Here is a 16232-nt window from a genome sequence, read left to right as displayed (position 1 = left end):
ATGGGCCAGAAAGTAAATCCGCACGGCATTCGTGTCGGCGTTATTAAAGACTGGGACAGCCGCTGGTTTGCCTCCAAGAAGGATTTCAGCGATAACCTCGTCGAGGATCACAAGATCCGCACTGAGCTGAAAGCTCAGCTGAAGGACGCTGGCGTCCCCAAGATCGAGATCGAGCGCACTGTGGATCCTTCCACTTCCGCTCCCCGCGTGACCGTCAACATCTACTGCGCAAAGCCCGGTATGGTGATCGGTAAGGGCGGCGAAGAGCGCGTTGCTCTGCAGAACAAGCTGACCAAAGAGTATGGCAAGACCGTGATCGTCAACGTCATCGAGGTCAAGAGCGCTGCTACCAACGCTCAGCTGGTTGCTGAGGATATCGCTCGTCAGCTGGAGAACCGCGTCACTTTCCGCCGCGCTATGAAGCAGTGCATGCGCAATGCTATGAGCCCCCGCGATCGTGCAACCGTTCCCGCTAAGGGCATCAAGGCAATGTGCTCCGGCCGTCTGGGCGGCGCTGATATCGCTCGTACTGAGAGCTATCATGAGGGCACCATCCCCCTGCAGACCCTGCGTGCTGACATTGACTACGGCTTTGCAGAGGCTGCTACCACCTACGGCCGCATCGGCGTTAAGGTGTGGGTCTACAAGGGCGAGGTCCTCAAGAGCGCTAAGACCGCTCAGAAGAAGGAAGGAGGCAACAAGTAATGTTACTGCCTAAGCGTGTTAAGTACCGCCGCGTCCAGCGCGGCCGCATGACCGGCAAGGCTACCCGCGGCAACGTGGTGTGCCAGGGCCAGTACGGCCTTGTTGCTCTGGAGCCGGCATGGATCTCTTCCACCCAGATCGAGGCTGCTCGTGTTGCCATGACTCGTTACATCAAGCGTGGCGGCAAGGTGTGGATCAAGATCTTCCCCGATAAGCCTGTTACTGAGAAGCCCGCTGAGACCCGAATGGGTTCCGGTAAAGGCTCTCCCGAGTACTGGGTTGCAGTCGTGAAGCCCGGCCGCGTTCTGTTCGAGCTGGCAGATGTCGATGAGGCAACTGCTCGTGAGGCACTGCGCCTGGCTATGCACAAGCTGCCCATCAAGTGCAAATTTGCAGTCCGTGAGGACTCCGTGAAGGAGGATGGCACCAATGAAGGCTAATGAACTCCGCGAAATGCAGACCGCAGAGCTGACCAGCAAGCTGGCAGACCTGAAGGCCGAGCTGTTTAACCTGCGTTTCCAGCATGCCATCAACCAGCTGGAGAACCCCGGCCGCATCGAAGCAGTCAAGAAGGACATCGCACGCGTGATGACCGTTCTGGCTGAGAAGCAGTAAGGAGGTTAAACGATGGAAGAACGTAATCTGAGAAAGACCCGCGTCGGCGTCGTCGTGTCCGACAAGATGGATAAGACCATCGTGGTTGCCGTTAAGGATAGCGTGCAGCACCCCCTGTACAAGAAGATCCTGAAGCGTACCGCCAAGTTCAAGGCTCGTGATGAGAAGAACGAGTGCGGCATCGGTGACCGTGTTGAGATCATGGAGTGCCGCCCCCTGAGCAAGGATGTGCGCTGGCGCCTGGTCCGTATCGTTGAGAAGGCAAAGTAATCTTTGCCCGCTGCTTTGAACAGTTTGAAAGGAGATATCTGAAATGGTTCAGATGCAAACTTATCTCAAAGTTGCCGACAACACCGGTGCCAAGGAGCTGATGTGCTTCCGCGTGCTGGGCGGCACCCGCAAGAGATACGCAAACATTGGTGACGTCGTGGTCTGCTCTGTCAAGAAAGCAGCCCCCGGCGGCTCCGTTAAGAAGGGCGACGTCGTCAAGGCTGTCATCGTGCGCAGCAAGCATGGCGTCCGCCGCGACGACGGTTCCTACATCCGTTTCGATGAGAACGCCGCCGTTATCGTTATGGCCGACAAGAGCCCCAAGGGTACCCGTATCTTTGGACCCGTTGCTCGCGAGCTGCGCGATGCCGGCTACACCAAGATCCTGAGCCTGGCTCCGGAATCGCTGTAAGGAGGTTTTAAAAATGAATAATCTTCATGTTAAAACCGGCGACAACGTTATGATCATCAGCGGCAAGGACAAGGGCCACACTGGTAAGGTCCTGCAGGTCAGCCCCTCTGAGAACAAGGTCATCGTTGAGGGCCAGAACATGGTTACCAAGCACGTCAAGCCCCGCCGTCAGGGCGAGCAGGGCGGCATCGTCAAGGCTGAGGGTGCTATGTACGCATCCAAGGTCATGCCCATCTGCCCCAAGTGCGGCAAGGCTGTGCGCGTGGGCCACGTCGAGAAAGACGGCAAGATGGTCCGCGTCTGCAAGAAGTGCGGCGCTGAGCTGTAAGAAAGGAGTAAGGAACAATGGCTCGTTTGAAAGAACAGTATGTCAATGAAATTGCTCCTGCTCTGAACAAGAAGTTCGGTTACAAGAGCGTTATGCAGATCCCCAAGCTGGACAAGGTCGTCATCAACGTTGCCTGCGGCGAAGCAAGGACAACGAGAAGATCCTGGAAGCTGTCATGAAGGATCTGGGCCAGATCACTGGCCAGAAGGCAGTCGTCTGCCGTGCCAAGAAGAGCGTTGCTAACTTCAAGCTGCGCCAGGGCACTCCCATCGGCTGCAAGGTCACCCTGCGCGGTGAGCGTATGTATGAGTTCGTCGATCGCTTCTTCAACGTGGCTCTGCCCCGTGTCCGCGACTTCCGCGGCATCAACGGCAATGGCTTCGATGGCCGTGGCAACTTTGCCTGCGGCATCAAGGAGCAGATCATCTTCCCTGAGATCGACTTCGATAAGGTCGATGCAGTCCGCGGCATGGATGTTTGCTTTGTCACCACTGCAAAGACTGACGAAGAGGGCAAGGAGCTGCTGAAGGCTCTGGGCGCTCCGTTCGCAGAGAACAACTAAGGGAGGAGATTTGTACAATGGCTAAACTGTCTATGAAGCTGAAGCAGTCTCGTCCTGCTAAGTTCTCTACCCGCGCATACACCCGCTGCCGCATCTGCGGCCGCCCCCACTCCGTGCTGCGCAAGTACGGCGTGTGCCGTGTGTGCTTCCGTGAGCTGGCCTACAAGGGCGAGATCCCGGGCGTCAAGAAGGCTTCCTGGTAATTAAACCAGAGGCTGGATAAACTGTCGGATATCCGCCCCGGGGCAACGATGTTTCGGGGCGGTATCATTATAAAACAAATGAGAGCTAATCTAAGGAGGTTAGTGGCAAATGCAGATTACTGATCCTATCGCGGACCTGCTGACTCGCATCCGCAACGCTAGCACTGCCAAACACCCTTCTGTGGAGATCCCCGCTTCCAACATGAAGAAGGCTATCTGCCAGATTCTGGTTGACGAGGGCTACATCAAGGGCATGCAGGTGAAGAACGACACCGTCCAGGGCACCATCGTTGTCACCCTGAAGTACCAGGCAAACGGCGAGCCCGTTATCGCTGGTCTGCGCCGCGTGTCCAAGCCCGGCCTGCGCATCTACACCAACTGCGAAGATATGCCGAAGGTCATGAAGGGCCTGGGCACCGCAATCATTTCCACCTCTAAGGGCATCATGACCGATAAGGCTGCTCGTGCTGCGCACGTTGGCGGCGAGGTCCTGGCCTTTGTGTGGTAAGAAAGGGGTAAAAGACAATGTCGAGAATTGGAAGAAAACCCATCGTCATTCCTGCCGGCGTTACGGTCACTGTCGATGAGGCAGCACATGCCGTCACCGTCAAGGGCCCCAAGGGCAGCCTGAATTCCAACTATCATCCCCTCATGACCGTCAAGGTCGAGGGCAATGAGGTTTTGGTTACCCGCCCCAATGACGAACCCCAGGCCCGCAGCCTGCACGGCCTGACCCGCAGCAACATTGCCAACATGGTCAATGGTGTTGTCAATGGCTATGAGAAGAAGCTGGAGATCGTGGGCGTTGGCCTGCGCTGCCAGAAGCAGGGCTCCAACCTGGTCATGAACCTGGGCTTCTCCCACCAGGTGAACATCCCCGATACCGAGGATTGCACCATCGTGTGGCAGGATCCCAACCACTTCACTGTTACCGGTATTGACAAGCAGAAGGTCGGCCAGTATGCCGCCGAGATCCGCGCCAAGAAGCCGCCTGAGCCTTATAAGGGCAAGGGCATCCGCTATGAGGGCGAGGTTGTCAAGCACAAAGAAGGCAAGGCCGGCAAGGGCAAGAAATAAGGTAAGGAGTGAAAGACAATGGTTAAGCAGATCGACAAGAACGAAGCTCGTCTTCGTCGTCATCGCCGCGTTCGTAACAAGATCAGCGGCACCGCAGCACGTCCTCGCCTGGATGTTTTCCGCTCCGCCAAGCACATTTACGCTCAGATCATCGATGATGAGCAGGGCGTGACTCTGGTGTCGGCTTCCACTATGGACAAGGACTTCAACGGTTTCGGCGGCAACGTCGAGGCCGCTGCTGAGATCGGTAAGAAGGTCGCAGCAAAGGCTCTGGAAAAGGGCATCACCGAGGTCGTGTTCGACCGTGGCGGTTACGTTTATCATGGCCGTGTTAAGGCCCTGGCTGAGGGCGCCCGTGAGGGCGGCCTGAAGCTGTAATGAGAGGAGGAAACACATTATGGCTATGAGAAACCGTGAAGACGACGGCATGATCACCAAGGTTGTCTCCATCAACCGCGTTTCCAAGACGGTCAAGGGCGGCCGCATCATGAAGTTTGCCGCTCTGGTCGTTGTGGGCGACGGCAAGGGCAACATCGGCTACGGCATCGGCAAGTCCGGCGAAGTGCCTGAGGCAATCCGCAAGGGTGAGGCTGCTGCCAAGAAGAATATGCACAAGGTTGCCATGAAGGGCACCACCATCCCCCACGAGATCGTCGGCAAGTACGGCGCAGGCGCTGTTCTGCTCAAGCCGGCTGCTCCCGGTACCGGCATGATCGCCGGCGGCCCGGTGCGTGCCGTCATTGAGGCTGCTGGCATCAAGGACATCCGTGCGAAGTCTATGCGTTCCAACAACCCCATCAACGTTGTTTCTGCTACCTTCGCAGGTCTGTGCGGCCTGGTCAGCGCGGAGTCCGTCGCTGAGAAGCGCGGCAAGACCGTGAAAGAAATTCTGGGTTAAGGAGGTAACAAACCATGGCAGATAAGATGCTCAAGATCGAGCTGAAGAAGAGCCTGATCGGCCGCGGCGACAAGCAGATCGCTACCGCTGAGGCCCTGGGCCTGAAGAAGCCGGGCGACGTTACCGTTCAGCCTGACAATGCCGCTACGCAGGGCAAGATCAAGAAGATCGGCTTCCTGCTCAGCGTCACCGAAGCCTAATAGCAGGGGGTATACGCATAATGAAACTTCATGAACTGCACGCGATTCCCGGCGCAAACAAGGCTGTGACCCGTAAGGGCCGCGGCATTGGCTCCGGCAATGGCAAGACTGCCGGTTTCGGCAGCAAGGGCCAGAAGGCCCGTTCCGGCGTGAAGCACGCTGGTTTCGAGGGCGGCCAGATGCCTCTGGCACGCCGCCTGCCGAAGGTTGGCTTTAACAACATCTTTGCTACCCAGTACGCCATTGTTAACGTGGCGGACCTGGAGGCAGCTTTCGAGGCTGGCGCTGTCGTTGACACCGAGGCTCTGAAGGCAAAGGGTCTGGTCAAGAAGACCCTGGACGGCGTTAAGGTCCTGGGCAACGGCGAGCTGACCAAGGCTCTGACCGTGAAAGCCGCAGCCTATTCCGCTTCTGCCAAAGAGAAAATCGAGAAGGCAGGCGGAAAGGCTGAGGTGATGTAAGGTGTTCCAGACATTCCGTAACGCATGGAAGATCCCCGAGCTTAAAAATCGTCTCCTGTTCACGCTGGCGATCCTCGTGGTGTATCGTCTGGGCAGTGCGATCCCGGTGCCGTTTATCACGAGCTCTGCACTGACGCAGATGTTCTCCAACGGCAACATGCTCGCTTATCTGGATATGATGAGCGGCGGTGCGCTGTCCCGGTGCACGCTCTTCGCGTTAGGTGTGACACCCTATATCAACGCCTCCATCATTGTGCAGCTGCTGACCGTTGCGATCCCCTCGCTGGAGAACCTGGCAAAGGAACCCGACGGACAGACCAAGCTGCAGCAGATCACCCGGTACGCCGGCGGCATCATCGGTCTGGTGATGAGCATTGGCTACTATTTCGTGATCCGCAATATGGGCGCACTGAAGTATACGAGCGGCACGGCCGGTATCTTTACCGCCGTGGTCATCATTGCAACGTTCACCGCGGGTGCTCAGCTGATCACCTGGTGCGGCGAGCAGATCGATGACAAGGGAATTGGCAATGGCATTTCCCTCCTGATCTTCTCTTCGATCGTTTCCAACTGGTCTTCCCTGTACACGACGGTTGCCGGTCTGCTGACCCGCGCCGCCGCTGGTGAGACCCAGTTCTACATTCTGCTGCCCCTGCTGGTCGTTCTGGCACTGGTCGTGATCGTGTTCATCGTCATTATGACGAACGCTGAGCGCCGTATCACCATCCAGTACGCCAAGCGCGTGGTGGGCCGCAAGCAGATGGGCGGGCAGAACAGCTACCTGCCGCTGAAGCTGAACATGAGCGGTGTCATGCCGATCATCTTCGCTTCCGCTCTGGTTTCGATCCCGGGCACGATCGGCAGCTTTTTGCAGATCGACCAGGCAGCGCATCCGTTCTGGTATGCATTTTTCCATACCTTTAACTACACGTCGCCGCTGTACGTCGTCATCTACCTGCTGCTGATCCTGGCCTTTAACTACTTCTATGTGGCCATCCAGTACAACCCCGTTGAGATCGCCAACAATCTGCGCCGCAACAACGGCTCGATCCCCGGCTTCCGTCCCGGCAAGCGACCAGCGATTTCATCACCCGCACCCTGAACAAGATCACCCTCCTGGGCGCGATCTTCCTGGCTGCGGTGGCTGTACTGCCGATCATTCTGGGCAACCTGACCGGTATGAGCATCCAGCTGGGTGGTACCAGCCTGCTGATCGTTGTTGGTGTGGCGCTTGACACCACCCGCAGCCTCGACAGCTTTATGACGATGCGCAACCACAAGGGCTTCCTGGGCTGATCCCAAACAATTAAAGCACTGATGTGAGAAAGCACTGGAAAGGAGAGTACGCTCGGACTTTTCAGTGCTTTTTTGCTTTGGTGAACCGTTAGTTGGCTCAAACAACATATCCTTGAACCAAGGAAAGGAGAGATCCTATGAATCTGATTCTGTTGGGCGCTCCCGGCGCCGGTAAGGGCACGCAGGCCGAGATCCTCTGCGCAAAGCTGAACATCCCCTCCATCAGCACGGGCAATATCCTCCGCGCTGCTGTCAAGGATGGCACCGAGATGGGCCTGAAAGCCAAGAGCTTTATGGACGCCGGTGCTCTGGTGCCCGATGAAGTCATCATCGGCATCCTGAAAGAGCGTCTGGCTCAGCCGGACTGCGCAAACGGTTTTATCCTGGACGGTGTGCCCCGCACCATCGCACAGGCAGAGGCCATTGAGAAAATGGGCATCCAGATCGACAAGGCTGTGGAGCTGTCCGTGGCCGATGAAGTCATCGTGGAGCGCATGGGCGGCCGCCGCGTCTGCGAGAAGTGCGGCGCAAGCTACCACATCATCAACAAGAAGAGCAAAGTGGAGGGCGTGTGCGACTGCTGCGGCGGCAAGCTGGTCACCCGTAAGGATGACGAGCCCGCCACCGTGCTCGACCGTCTGAAAGCCTATCACGAGCAGACCGAGCCGCTGGTGGCATTCTACAAGGAGCGCAACAAGCTGGCGGTCATCCCGTTCAGCCCGTCCATCGAGGCCACCACGGCAGAAGTGATGAAGGCTTTGGAGGCATAAAAGTGATTCAGATCAAGAATGCGAAAGAACTGGACGGAATGCGCCGGGCCAACGCCCTGAGCGCGGCCGCCCTGAAATATGGCGGAGAGCACATCGAGGCTGGTATGACCACCTGGGAACTGGATAAGATCATCTATGATTTTATCATCAAGCACGGCGGCAAGCCCAACTTCAAGGGTTTGTACGGCTTCCCCGGCACGGCTTGCATCAGCCTGAACGATACCATTATTCATGGTATCCCGTCTCACGACCAGGTCATTCGCCCGGGCGACATCGTCAGCATTGACACCGGCGCCAAGATCGACGGCTTCAACGGCGACAATGCCTGCACCTATGCGGTGGGCAAAGTCGATCTCGAAGCACAGCGCCTGATGGATGTGACCAAGGCCTCTCTTTATAAAGGCATTGAGCAGGCCATTGCGGGCAACCGCATTGGCGACATCGGCCAGGCTGTCCAGACCTACTGCGAGGACGCCGGTTTCTCGGTGGTGCGGGAGTTCGTGGGCCACGGCACCGGCCGTGAGCTGCACGAGGACCCCGAAGTGCCCAACTATGGCCACGCAGGCCGCGGCCCGCGTCTGGTGCCGGGCATGACCATTGCCATTGAGCCCATGATCTGCCAGTATGACTGCAAGATCAAGCAGCTGAGCGATGGCTGGACGGTCAAGACCAAGGACGGCGGCCTGGCTGCCCACTTTGAGCACTCCATCGCCATCCTGAAAGACCACACCGAGATCATGACCCGTTTCTGGGATGATCCGGATTTCGACCCGGAGAAGTTCTCCTTGAAATAAGCTTTGCAGGCAGCAAAAGAGTCTGACTTTGTGCAAATCTGCCAAGTTTTTGTGAAAAAATTTGTTTTACGCGGTGCAAGCGCGCAAAACAGAGCCGAAATTTCCGCCTCCGAAACGAGGCGGAAATTTTTATCGGAAATACGGAAAAAAGTACTTGCAAAATGGCGGCGAGAGGTGTATAATCTATAAATGGCCGTGACAGCCAGATGCTTTCTCGGTGGACAGGGATTTTCTGCCCACTTTGCGGATTTTGTGCCGCAGGAGAAGAAGTATGTGGCTTTCATCGCCGCCTGTCCGTCCCTACACGACAAACTGAGCAGATCCAAATGAGGAGGCAAATAGCTTGTCTAAAGAAGACGTCATCGAAATCGAAGGCATCGTGCGTGAAGCCATGCCCAACGCCATCTTCAAGGTGGAAATGTTGAGCGAGGATAAGAACACCGGGAAGCTCACACCCAGTGGGCACGTCCTCTTAGCGCACATCTCCGGCAAGCTCCGGACCAATTTCATCCGAATCCTGCCCGGGGACAAGGTCACCGTCGAAATGTCGCCCTATGATCTTTCAAAGGGCCGCATCACCTGGCGCTCCAAATAAGCACCAGGGTATCAACCAAAAGGAGGTTCAACATCATGAAGGTCAAGCCTTCCGTGAAACCCATCTGCGAAAAGTGCAAGGTCATCCGCCGCAAAGGCCGCGTGATGGTCATTTGCCAGAACCCCAAGCATAAGCAGCGCCAGGGCTAATTCGGGCGCCTGGGGGTCAAGTGCGTAGAGTCCCGGCGCAGACCCCGACACGGACATGGGATGATTTTTGGAGGAAACTACTATGGCACGTATTGCCGGCGTTGACCTGCCCCGCGAGAAGCGCGTTCAGGTGGGTCTCACCTACGTTTACGGTATCGGTCAGACCACTGCTAACAAGATCCTGGAAGCAACTGGCATCAACCCCGATACCCGCGTCAAGGACCTGACTCTGGAAGAAGAGGCTAAGATCCGTGACTACATCGATCAGGCGAACATCATCGTTGAGGGCGACCTGCGCCGCAACGTTGCTCTGGACATCAAGCGCCTGGTTGAGATCCAGTCTTTCCGTGGCACTCGCCATCGCAAGAATCTGCCCTGCCGCGGCCAGCGCACCAAGACCAATGCACGTACCTGCAAGGGCCCGAAGCGCACTGTCGCTAACAAGAAGAAGTAAGGAGGATTTGAGAAATGGCAAGTGCAAATAACGCCAAAAAGGGCGCAAATGTCCGCATGAAGCGGAAAGAGCGCAAGAACATTGCTGCTGGTCAGGCTCATATCCAGTCTACCTTCAACAATACTGTTGTTACCATCACCGACCTGCAGGGTAATGCAGTGTCCTGGTGCTCCTCTGGCTCCCTGAACTTCCGTGGCAGCCGCAAGAGCACCCCGTTTGCAGCCCAGTCTGCTGCTGAGACCGCAGCTAAGGTTGCTATCGAGCATGGCATGAAGACTGTTGAAGTCTACGTCAAGGGCCCCGGCGCTGGCCGTGAGTCCGCTATCCGCGCGCTGCAGGCTACCGGCCTGGAAGTCACCCTGATCAAGGACGTGACTCCTATCCCCCACAACGGCTGCCGTCCCCGAGCGCCGTCGTGTCTGATCGAAGGAGGAAATTGAATTATGGCAAAGAATACGCAGCCTATCGCAAAGCGTTGCAAGGCCCTGGGCATTTCTCCTGCGGTCATGGGCTATGCAAAGAAGAATACTACCCGCAACTCCAATGGCAACATGCGCAAGAAGCAGTCTGAGTACGCATCTCAGCTGAAAGAGAAGCAGAAGGTCAAGTTCATCTACGGCGTTCTGGAGAAGCAGTTCCACAATGCTTACCAGCGCGCTGAGGCTCGCCCCGGCAAGACCGGTGAGAACCTGCTCCAGATCATGGAGTGCCGCCTGGACAACGTCGTGTTCCGCCTGGGCTTTGCTCAGACCCGCCGCGACGCTCGCCAGCTGGTGAGCCACGCTCACTTCACCGTCAATGGCAAGAAGGTCAACATCCCCTCTTACCAGGTCAAGGCCGGTGACGTGATCGAAGTGCGTGAGTCCAGCCGCTCCTCTGCAAAGTTTGCAAAGCTGACTGGCCCCGAGGCTCCCGTTGTGGCTCTGCCCTCCTGGCTGAACCGCGAGACCGGCTCCCTGAAGGGCGTCGTCACCAAGCTCCCCGAGCGCAGCGACATCGACTACGAAGTTGCAGAGCACCTCATCGTCGAGCTGTACTCCAAGTAATCCATTAAGAAGGCTGGGCCTCCTTTGTGGAGGACTATCTTTCGCATTCTTTTCTTTGAAAGAATTTAATAATGGGCCGATGAGTACATCGGTTTGACAAGGAGGGCATAGATATGATGGAGATTGAACGTCCCAAAATCGAAACGGCAAGCCTGTCTCCGGACGGCCGCTATGGCAAGTTCGTGGCAGAACCTCTGGAGCGTGGCTTTGGCATCACACTGGGCAACAGCCTGCGTCGTGTGCTTCTTTCCTCTCTGCCCGGTGTCGCCGTGACCAGCGTCAAGATCGACGGCGTTGTTCACGAGTTCTCCACCATTGAGGGCGTCAAGGAAGACGTTACCGAAATTGTCCTGAACCTGAAAGGTATTGCTGCAAAGCTGTACACCGATGGTCCGAAGACAGTGCGTGTTGAGGCAGTGGGCCCCTGTGAGGTCACCGCCGACAACATCAAGCAGGGCGACGATATTGAGATCTTGAACCCTGAATGGCACATTGCGACCCTGGGCGAGGGCGGCAAGCTCGTCATGGAGCTCACTTTCGACAAAGGCCGCGGCTATGTGCCGGCTGAGCGCAACAAACAGGCCATCGTCGAGAAGAACGATATCAACACTCTTCCCGTCGATAGCATTTACACCCCCGTGCTCAAGGTGAATTACAACGTTGAGAGCACCCGTGTTGGCCAGGCGATCGATTACGACAAGCTGACCATTGAGGTTTGGACCGATGGCACGATCAATGCGCAGGAGGCCGTTTCTCTGGCTGCCCGCGTGCTGACCGAGCACCTGAACCTGTTTGTCAACCTGTCCGATGAGGCCGCTGGCACCGAAATCATGGTGGAGAAGACCAACGACGACAAGGAAAAGGCTCTGGAGATGACCATTGAAGAGCTGGATCTGAGCGTCCGTTCGTTCAACTGCCTGAAGCGTGCCGGTATCAACACGGTGGAGGATCTGGTCAGCAAGAGCGAGGACGAGATGATGAAAGTCCGTAACCTCGGCCGCAAGAGCCTCGAGGAAGTCATGGCAAAGCTGGACTCCCTGGGCTTTAAGCTGAACACAGATGATGAGTAACTAAAATAATTAAGGAGTGAAACGGGATGCCCGGTACCAGAAAGCTCGGTAGAACCAGCGACAGCCGCAACGCTATGATGCGCGCTATGGTTACCTACCTGTTAGAGAATGGCAAGATTGAGACCACTGTCACTCGCGCTAAGGACGTTCGTTCCATGGCCGAGAAGATGATCACCCTGGGTAAGGCCAGCGACCTGCACACCAAGCGTCAGGTCTACGCCTACATCACCAAGGAAGATGTTGCAAAGAAGCTGTTTGATGAGATCAGCCCCAAGTACGCTGACCGCAACGGCGGCTACACCCGCATCATCAAGATCGGCGCTCGCCGCGGCGACGCAGCTGAGATGGCAGTTCTGGAGCTCGTCTGATCGACTCTGACTGTTTAAACAGTGTACAAAACGCTCTCTCCCAGTTGGAGGGGGCGTTTTTGTGTCTCAGCGGCGGCAAAGGGAGGAGGCTGTTCCCGGAAAGTTCACGGAATGGCTCTTGGATTTACCCCCGCCGCGTGCTATACTGAATACTGTATGATTCGGGAAATTTTCCACGGAGGGAGGAGAGGACTGTTGAAAAAGCTTGGCCGACTGCTGGCGGTCTGTGCACTGCTGGGCCTGCTGCTGACGGGCTGCAACATGCCGCTGGAGGAAAACCGGCAGGTGGAAGACCTGCTCCGCGCGCGCAGCTGGCGGGCGATTACGGTGCCCTGCAGTCCGCGCTGAACGACTGGCTTGGGGAGAGCGCACAGCTCAAGTACCCGCTACAGGGCGAGCTGCTCTCTCCGTTCGTTTTGCAGGATCTGGATGGCGACGGGGTGCAGGATGCCGCCGTGTTTTACACCACAGCCCAGAGCACCAATGTCTGCATCGCAATTTTGCAGAAAGATGCCGGGGGCAACTGGGAAGTGCGGCAGAATCTGGAGGGCCTGGCTGATACGGTAGATACCGTCCGGCTGGCGCGGTTACAGGCAGGAGGCTCCACCCAGCTGGTGGTGGGCTATGTGGCCTCCCGGGGAGACAACTATCTGGCGGTTTACTCCTATGAGGATGGGGAGCTCTCCGCCATCCTCGAACAATCCTATGAGCAGTACCTTGTGGAAGATATCACGGGCGGAGGCAATCAGGACCTGATTCTGATGTCCACGCTGGAAGATGGAGGGGTGCAGATCGAGCTGCTGACCGTGGACCGGGATGGTTCGTTCCAGCAGGTGGCGGTCATGGGCCTCTCGGCGGATAAATTCTCCGGCTGTGCTTCGGTGGCGGCCGGCGTCGGAGCGGATGGAAAGCGCTATCTGGTGCTGGACGGCTGGACCGGTATTTCCGGCAACAATCTGGCCACGGTCCTCCTCCACTTTGATGAGGAGAGCCAGCAGATGATCCCCGCCGACCAGATCAGCACGCAGGAGCTGTACAACGAATCCCTGCGCAACGTGTCCACTCTGGTGAGCCGGGATCTGGATGGCGACGGCACGGTGGAGATCCCCACCCAGCCGGATGAGGCGGGCCTGCTGAATATGAGCCAGAGCCGCCGGATGGATTTTATCGTCTGGATGGACTACACCAGCCCGGACCCCAAAAAGAGTTTTGGTCTGCTGGACGAGGAGACCAACTGCTATATCGAGCTGCCCATGGAATGGGAGGGCAACCTGATGCTGACCGACAGCACCGAGGTAGAGGGAGCCGTAGAGCTGCGCACCGTGGACGAGAACAAGCTGGTGTTGACGGTGCGGCTGGCTTCCAACAGCGCCAATGCGGCGGGCTGGACCCGGCTGGGCATGGTGGCGTCCCGCCAGATGCAGGCCAAATTTGGCCCCGACGTGACCATTGCGGACGAGACCTACCGGTTGTCCCGCTCGCTGTATCGCTTGAACTAGCCCTCCCGGCCAAAGCCTGATCGGTTCTGTCCGCTCTCCCAGAGGGAGAGCCCTTGGCAAAAGGGGCAGCATTGCGCAGAACGAAAAAGGCGGAATCAAACGGAAATTTGTCAACAAAACGGAGGATATGATGGTAAAAGTACTTGTTGTAGAGGACGAAGCCAGCATCCGCGAGATGATCGCACTGAACCTGCGGCTGGCCGGAATGGAAGCAGTAGAGGCCGACAGCGCTGAAGCGGCACTTCCTCTGCTGGAACAGCGGCCCGGCTGCGACGCGGCCATCCTGGATGTGATGCTGCCGGGGATGAATGGCTTCTCGCTCTGCGAGACCATCCGCCGCACCGATCAGAAGATCGGCATTATCATTCTGAGCGCCAAGGGGCAGGAGCAGGATAAGATCCGCGGCCTGTCCATCGGTGCCGATGACTATATGACCAAACCGTTCAGCGTCAGTGAGCTGCTGGCCCGGGTGGAGGCGCTCTGCCGCCGTGTGGGCCGCTCGGCTGGGAACGATGCCGGGGAGAATGCCCCGTCCTCGCTCGTCAGCGGCAGCTTTGTGCTGGACGAGAATCGCCGTGTGCTGCTCAAGGCAGGCAAGCCCATTGAGCTGACTCAGGTGGAGTTCCAGATCATGGAGCTGTTCTTCCGCAACCCCGGCGTGGCGCTGGTGCGGGAACGCATCCTGAAAGGTGTCTGGGGAGAAAACTACTTCGGCGATGTGAAGATCGTGGATGTGAACATCCGCCGCCTCCGGATGAAAGTGGAGGACGAGCCCAGCCACCCCACCCATATCCTGACGGTGTGGGGCTATGGCTACCGGTGGGAGGAGTAAACCTCTCAGTCACGCTTCGCGTGCCAGCCACTCCCCTTTCGGCACTTTCGTGCCACCTCCCCCGACCGGGGGAGTCTTTCCTGACAGGGGAGCCATTGGCAGGTCGGGAAACGGATACGAAACCAAAAAAGTTTTTTTAAAACGTAAAATGCCGGGCCCTGCAATCAAGGGTGGCAAACTGGAAAGGAGGAAAATGCCAATGCGAAGCGGGATCACCCGCCGGTGGCTGCGGGGCAACCTGCTGCTGACGGTGCTGCTGCTGGTGCTGGTGGAGGGAATGTTCCTCTACAGCTACACCCGCAGCTACTACAACGGCGTGCAGCAGACCATGGTGCGGCGGTTTTCTTCCATCACGGGACAGCTCAAGATGTATACGGGCGACACGGCTCAGAAAGCTTCCGCCAGCCGCAGTGTGGCTCTCCGCCGGATGGTGGAGCAGTTTTCCGATAAGGACAAATACGAGTTTATGCTGCTGGACAGCTACGGCGGCGTCATTGCGTCCTCCAGCGGCACGGACGCTGACGGCATCGTGACCCAGAGCGATTTTGAGCAGGCACAGGATGCCGTGGACGGCATGGGGGTGGCCCTCTACAAGACCCAGAGCGGGGAACAGGTCATGTCCGTCTGCTATCTGGTGCCCTACGCGGCGGAGGACGTGGCGGCCATGCGGCTGGTGACCAGTATGACGCTGGTGACACGGCAGCTCAAGAATGCCATTGCCGTCAGTGCGGTCATCGTGCTGGCGATCCTGGTGTTTACGGTGATGTCGGGCCTGTACTTTGTGCGGAGCATCGTGGTGCCGCTGGGCCAGGTGGAACGGACGGCCGCCTCCATCGCCCGGGGGGAGCTGGATGTCCGCCTGCCCGTGACCGGCGACCAGCGGGACGAGGTGGACCGGCTGCGCGGGACCATCAACCAGATGGCCGAGGGGCTGGAAGAGACCGAGAAGATGAAAAACGAGTTCATCAGCTCGGTCTCCCATGAGCTGCGCACGCCGCTCACCTCGATCCGGGGCTGGGTGGAGACCCTGCGCGCCCTGAATGACCCTGCCGACGAGAATTACCGCAAGGGCTTGGAGATCATCAACAACGAGACGGTCCGCCTGTACAACATGGTGGAGGAGCTGCTGGATTTCAGCCGTCTGCAGAACGGCCGCATCCAGATGAACAACCACCCGCTGGATCTGGTGGCCGAGCTGACCGATGCCGTCCTCTTCTGCGAGGCACGCATCCGGCAGGAGGGGATGATCCTCTCCTATACCGAACCGGAGGAAATGATCCCGGTCTATGCCGACCCGGACCGCCTGCGGCAGGTCTTTATCAACATATTGGACAACGCCATCAAGTATTCGGCCCCCGGCGGGCGGATCACCGTCAAGCTCTGGAAAGGCCAGTACAAGGCGTTTATTGAGATCATTGACCAGGGCCGTGGCATCCCGCCGGAAGACCTGGAAAATGTCAAGACCAAGTTTTACAAGGGCAGCAACTCGGTACGGGGCAGCGGCATTGGGCTGGCGCTGGTGGATTCCATCATGACGGCGCTGGACGGCACGCTGGACATCAAGAGCACCCTGGGCCGCGGCACCGTGGTCACACTGGGGCTGCCGCTCTATCAAAAATAAATCTTAC

The 16232-nt window shown here is 57.7% G+C and carries 26 protein-coding genes and 2 pseudogenes; all 28 read left to right on the top strand.

Features of this window, described 5'->3' with window-relative positions; translation table 11 throughout:
• The 28 genes and pseudogenes from rpsC to DXA70_RS03765 all read left to right on the top strand — a co-directional run bounded on the left by rpsC (window position 1) and on the right by DXA70_RS03765 (window position 16225).
• Window positions 1–705 (top strand): 30S ribosomal protein S3, encoded by a 705-nt coding sequence (rpsC, locus tag DXA70_RS03895; RefSeq protein WP_005938023.1) that lies wholly within the window; start codon window positions 1–3, stop codon window positions 703–705.
• Window positions 705–1145, top strand: coding sequence for a 50S ribosomal protein L16 (rplP, locus tag DXA70_RS03890; RefSeq protein ID WP_005934913.1), 441 nt, complete (start codon window positions 705–707; stop codon window positions 1143–1145). The genes rpsC and rplP overlap by 1 nt, the downstream gene beginning before the upstream one ends.
• Entirely contained in the window at window positions 1135–1320 is a 186-nt protein-coding gene (rpmC, locus tag DXA70_RS03885) for a 50S ribosomal protein L29 (RefSeq protein WP_005921879.1), read from the top strand. Before rplP ends, rpmC begins: the two co-directional genes overlap by 11 nt.
• A gap of 12 nt (window positions 1321–1332) precedes the next feature.
• A complete protein-coding gene (gene rpsQ / locus DXA70_RS03880; protein ID WP_055190687.1) occupies window positions 1333–1590 on the top strand; it encodes a 30S ribosomal protein S17 in 258 nt (85 codons plus the stop codon).
• Between the two features lie 43 nt (window positions 1591–1633).
• Window positions 1634–2002: a 50S ribosomal protein L14 gene (gene rplN / locus DXA70_RS03875; RefSeq protein WP_005938014.1), complete on the top strand. Its 369-nt coding sequence runs from the start codon at window positions 1634–1636 to the stop codon at window positions 2000–2002.
• Window positions 2003–2015: 13 nt separating this feature from the next.
• Window positions 2016–2330 (top strand): 50S ribosomal protein L24, encoded by a 315-nt coding sequence (gene rplX / locus DXA70_RS03870; protein WP_005934911.1) that lies wholly within the window; start codon window positions 2016–2018, stop codon window positions 2328–2330.
• Between the two features lie 17 nt (window positions 2331–2347).
• Window positions 2348–2892: pseudogene (gene rplE, locus DXA70_RS03865) on the top strand (50S ribosomal protein L5).
• Between the two features lie 17 nt (window positions 2893–2909).
• Window positions 2910–3095, top strand: coding sequence for a type Z 30S ribosomal protein S14 (locus DXA70_RS03860; RefSeq protein WP_005921866.1), 186 nt, complete (start codon window positions 2910–2912; stop codon window positions 3093–3095).
• Window positions 3096–3204: 109 nt separating this feature from the next.
• Window positions 3205–3603: a 30S ribosomal protein S8 gene (rpsH, locus tag DXA70_RS03855; protein ID WP_005934908.1), complete on the top strand. Its 399-nt coding sequence runs from the start codon at window positions 3205–3207 to the stop codon at window positions 3601–3603.
• Between the two features lie 17 nt (window positions 3604–3620).
• A complete protein-coding gene (gene rplF, locus DXA70_RS03850; protein WP_128117668.1) occupies window positions 3621–4172 on the top strand; it encodes a 50S ribosomal protein L6 in 552 nt (183 codons plus the stop codon).
• Between the two features lie 18 nt (window positions 4173–4190).
• Window positions 4191–4550 (top strand): 50S ribosomal protein L18, encoded by a 360-nt coding sequence (gene rplR / locus DXA70_RS03845; protein WP_128117667.1) that lies wholly within the window; start codon window positions 4191–4193, stop codon window positions 4548–4550.
• Window positions 4551–4569: 19 nt separating this feature from the next.
• A complete protein-coding gene (rpsE, locus tag DXA70_RS03840) occupies window positions 4570–5070 on the top strand; it encodes a 30S ribosomal protein S5 (RefSeq protein ID WP_112115464.1) in 501 nt (166 codons plus the stop codon).
• A 14-nt stretch (window positions 5071–5084) separates the two neighbouring features.
• A complete protein-coding gene (gene rpmD / locus DXA70_RS03835; protein WP_112115463.1) occupies window positions 5085–5270 on the top strand; it encodes a 50S ribosomal protein L30 in 186 nt (61 codons plus the stop codon).
• A 20-nt stretch (window positions 5271–5290) separates the two neighbouring features.
• Entirely contained in the window at window positions 5291–5731 is a 441-nt protein-coding gene (gene rplO / locus DXA70_RS03830) for a 50S ribosomal protein L15 (RefSeq protein WP_055190698.1), read from the top strand.
• Between the two features lies 1 nt (window position 5732).
• Window positions 5733–7027, top strand: a pseudogene (gene secY / locus DXA70_RS03825) (preprotein translocase subunit SecY).
• Between the two features lie 137 nt (window positions 7028–7164).
• Window positions 7165–7797 (top strand): adenylate kinase, encoded by a 633-nt coding sequence (locus DXA70_RS03820; RefSeq protein WP_022256984.1) that lies wholly within the window; start codon window positions 7165–7167, stop codon window positions 7795–7797.
• 2 nt (window positions 7798–7799) lie between these two features.
• Window positions 7800–8591, top strand: a complete 792-nt coding sequence (gene map / locus DXA70_RS03815) for a type I methionyl aminopeptidase (RefSeq protein ID WP_022256985.1) — start codon at window positions 7800–7802, stop codon at window positions 8589–8591.
• Window positions 8592–8934: 343 nt separating this feature from the next.
• Window positions 8935–9186, top strand: a complete 252-nt coding sequence (gene infA, locus DXA70_RS03810; RefSeq protein WP_112115459.1) for a translation initiation factor IF-1 — start codon at window positions 8935–8937, stop codon at window positions 9184–9186.
• A 35-nt stretch (window positions 9187–9221) separates the two neighbouring features.
• Window positions 9222–9335 (top strand): 50S ribosomal protein L36, encoded by a 114-nt coding sequence (gene rpmJ, locus DXA70_RS03805; protein ID WP_005921832.1) that lies wholly within the window; start codon window positions 9222–9224, stop codon window positions 9333–9335.
• 82 nt (window positions 9336–9417) lie between these two features.
• Window positions 9418–9789, top strand: a complete 372-nt coding sequence (gene rpsM, locus DXA70_RS03800) for a 30S ribosomal protein S13 (RefSeq protein ID WP_005937976.1) — start codon at window positions 9418–9420, stop codon at window positions 9787–9789.
• A gap of 14 nt (window positions 9790–9803) precedes the next feature.
• Window positions 9804–10229 carry a 30S ribosomal protein S11 gene (gene rpsK / locus DXA70_RS03795; protein ID WP_128117666.1) on the top strand — a complete coding sequence of 142 codons (426 nt, stop codon included), beginning with the start codon at window positions 9804–9806 and terminating at the stop codon, window positions 10227–10229.
• A 3-nt stretch (window positions 10230–10232) separates the two neighbouring features.
• The gene (gene rpsD, locus DXA70_RS03790; RefSeq protein WP_112115458.1) at window positions 10233–10835 is read left to right on the top strand and encodes a 30S ribosomal protein S4; all 603 of its coding nucleotides are present in this window, start codon (window positions 10233–10235) and stop codon (window positions 10833–10835) included.
• Between the two features lie 113 nt (window positions 10836–10948).
• A complete protein-coding gene (locus DXA70_RS03785; RefSeq protein ID WP_112115457.1) occupies window positions 10949–11905 on the top strand; it encodes a DNA-directed RNA polymerase subunit alpha in 957 nt (318 codons plus the stop codon).
• 26 nt (window positions 11906–11931) lie between these two features.
• A complete protein-coding gene (rplQ, locus tag DXA70_RS03780) occupies window positions 11932–12273 on the top strand; it encodes a 50S ribosomal protein L17 (protein ID WP_005934891.1) in 342 nt (113 codons plus the stop codon).
• Between the two features lie 195 nt (window positions 12274–12468).
• Window positions 12469–12621: a hypothetical protein gene (locus tag DXA70_RS14090; protein WP_243001068.1), complete on the top strand. Its 153-nt coding sequence runs from the start codon at window positions 12469–12471 to the stop codon at window positions 12619–12621.
• A gap of 107 nt (window positions 12622–12728) precedes the next feature.
• A complete protein-coding gene (locus DXA70_RS03775) occupies window positions 12729–13772 on the top strand; it encodes a hypothetical protein (RefSeq protein WP_243001067.1) in 1044 nt (347 codons plus the stop codon).
• A 130-nt stretch (window positions 13773–13902) separates the two neighbouring features.
• A complete protein-coding gene (locus DXA70_RS03770) occupies window positions 13903–14604 on the top strand; it encodes a response regulator transcription factor (protein WP_022257058.1) in 702 nt (233 codons plus the stop codon).
• A 199-nt stretch (window positions 14605–14803) separates the two neighbouring features.
• Window positions 14804–16225 (top strand): HAMP domain-containing sensor histidine kinase, encoded by a 1422-nt coding sequence (locus tag DXA70_RS03765; RefSeq protein WP_112115455.1) that lies wholly within the window; start codon window positions 14804–14806, stop codon window positions 16223–16225.
• Window positions 16226–16232 lie beyond the last annotated feature (7 nt).

The organism is Faecalibacterium sp. OF04-11AC, from assembly GCF_003460645.1.
Taxonomy (GTDB): Bacteria; Bacillota; Clostridia; order Oscillospirales; family Ruminococcaceae; genus Faecalibacterium; species Faecalibacterium prausnitzii_I.
The sequence above is the reverse complement of the archived record's forward strand: the minus strand, read 5'-3'. Positions and strand labels throughout refer to the sequence as shown.

Coding starts and splice junctions, on each gene's coding strand:
- DXA70_RS03770 (WP_022257058.1), top strand. CDS start 13,903: ATGGTAAAAGTACTTGTTGTAGAGGACGAAGCCAGCATCCGCGAGATG.
- rpmC (WP_005921879.1), top strand. CDS start 1,135: ATGAAGGCTAATGAACTCCGCGAAATGCAGACCGCAGAGCTGACCAGC.
- rplP (WP_005934913.1), top strand. CDS start 705: ATGTTACTGCCTAAGCGTGTTAAGTACCGCCGCGTCCAGCGCGGCCGC.
- rplR (WP_128117667.1), top strand. CDS start 4,191: ATGGTTAAGCAGATCGACAAGAACGAAGCTCGTCTTCGTCGTCATCGC.
- DXA70_RS03765 (WP_112115455.1), top strand. CDS start 14,804: ATGCGAAGCGGGATCACCCGCCGGTGGCTGCGGGGCAACCTGCTGCTG.
- rplN (WP_005938014.1), top strand. CDS start 1,634: ATGGTTCAGATGCAAACTTATCTCAAAGTTGCCGACAACACCGGTGCC.
- rpsC (WP_005938023.1), top strand. CDS start 1: ATGGGCCAGAAAGTAAATCCGCACGGCATTCGTGTCGGCGTTATTAAA.
- rpsK (WP_128117666.1), top strand. CDS start 9,804: ATGGCAAGTGCAAATAACGCCAAAAAGGGCGCAAATGTCCGCATGAAG.
- rpsQ (WP_055190687.1), top strand. CDS start 1,333: ATGGAAGAACGTAATCTGAGAAAGACCCGCGTCGGCGTCGTCGTGTCC.
- rpmD (WP_112115463.1), top strand. CDS start 5,085: ATGGCAGATAAGATGCTCAAGATCGAGCTGAAGAAGAGCCTGATCGGC.
- DXA70_RS03820 (WP_022256984.1), top strand. CDS start 7,165: ATGAATCTGATTCTGTTGGGCGCTCCCGGCGCCGGTAAGGGCACGCAG.
- rpsH (WP_005934908.1), top strand. CDS start 3,205: ATGCAGATTACTGATCCTATCGCGGACCTGCTGACTCGCATCCGCAAC.
- rpsD (WP_112115458.1), top strand. CDS start 10,233: ATGGCAAAGAATACGCAGCCTATCGCAAAGCGTTGCAAGGCCCTGGGC.
- rpmJ (WP_005921832.1), top strand. CDS start 9,222: ATGAAGGTCAAGCCTTCCGTGAAACCCATCTGCGAAAAGTGCAAGGTC.
- DXA70_RS03860 (WP_005921866.1), top strand. CDS start 2,910: ATGGCTAAACTGTCTATGAAGCTGAAGCAGTCTCGTCCTGCTAAGTTC.
- rpsM (WP_005937976.1), top strand. CDS start 9,418: ATGGCACGTATTGCCGGCGTTGACCTGCCCCGCGAGAAGCGCGTTCAG.
- rpsE (WP_112115464.1), top strand. CDS start 4,570: ATGGCTATGAGAAACCGTGAAGACGACGGCATGATCACCAAGGTTGTC.
- rplX (WP_005934911.1), top strand. CDS start 2,016: ATGAATAATCTTCATGTTAAAACCGGCGACAACGTTATGATCATCAGC.
- rplO (WP_055190698.1), top strand. CDS start 5,291: ATGAAACTTCATGAACTGCACGCGATTCCCGGCGCAAACAAGGCTGTG.
- rplF (WP_128117668.1), top strand. CDS start 3,621: ATGTCGAGAATTGGAAGAAAACCCATCGTCATTCCTGCCGGCGTTACG.
- DXA70_RS03785 (WP_112115457.1), top strand. CDS start 10,949: ATGATGGAGATTGAACGTCCCAAAATCGAAACGGCAAGCCTGTCTCCG.
- rplQ (WP_005934891.1), top strand. CDS start 11,932: ATGCCCGGTACCAGAAAGCTCGGTAGAACCAGCGACAGCCGCAACGCT.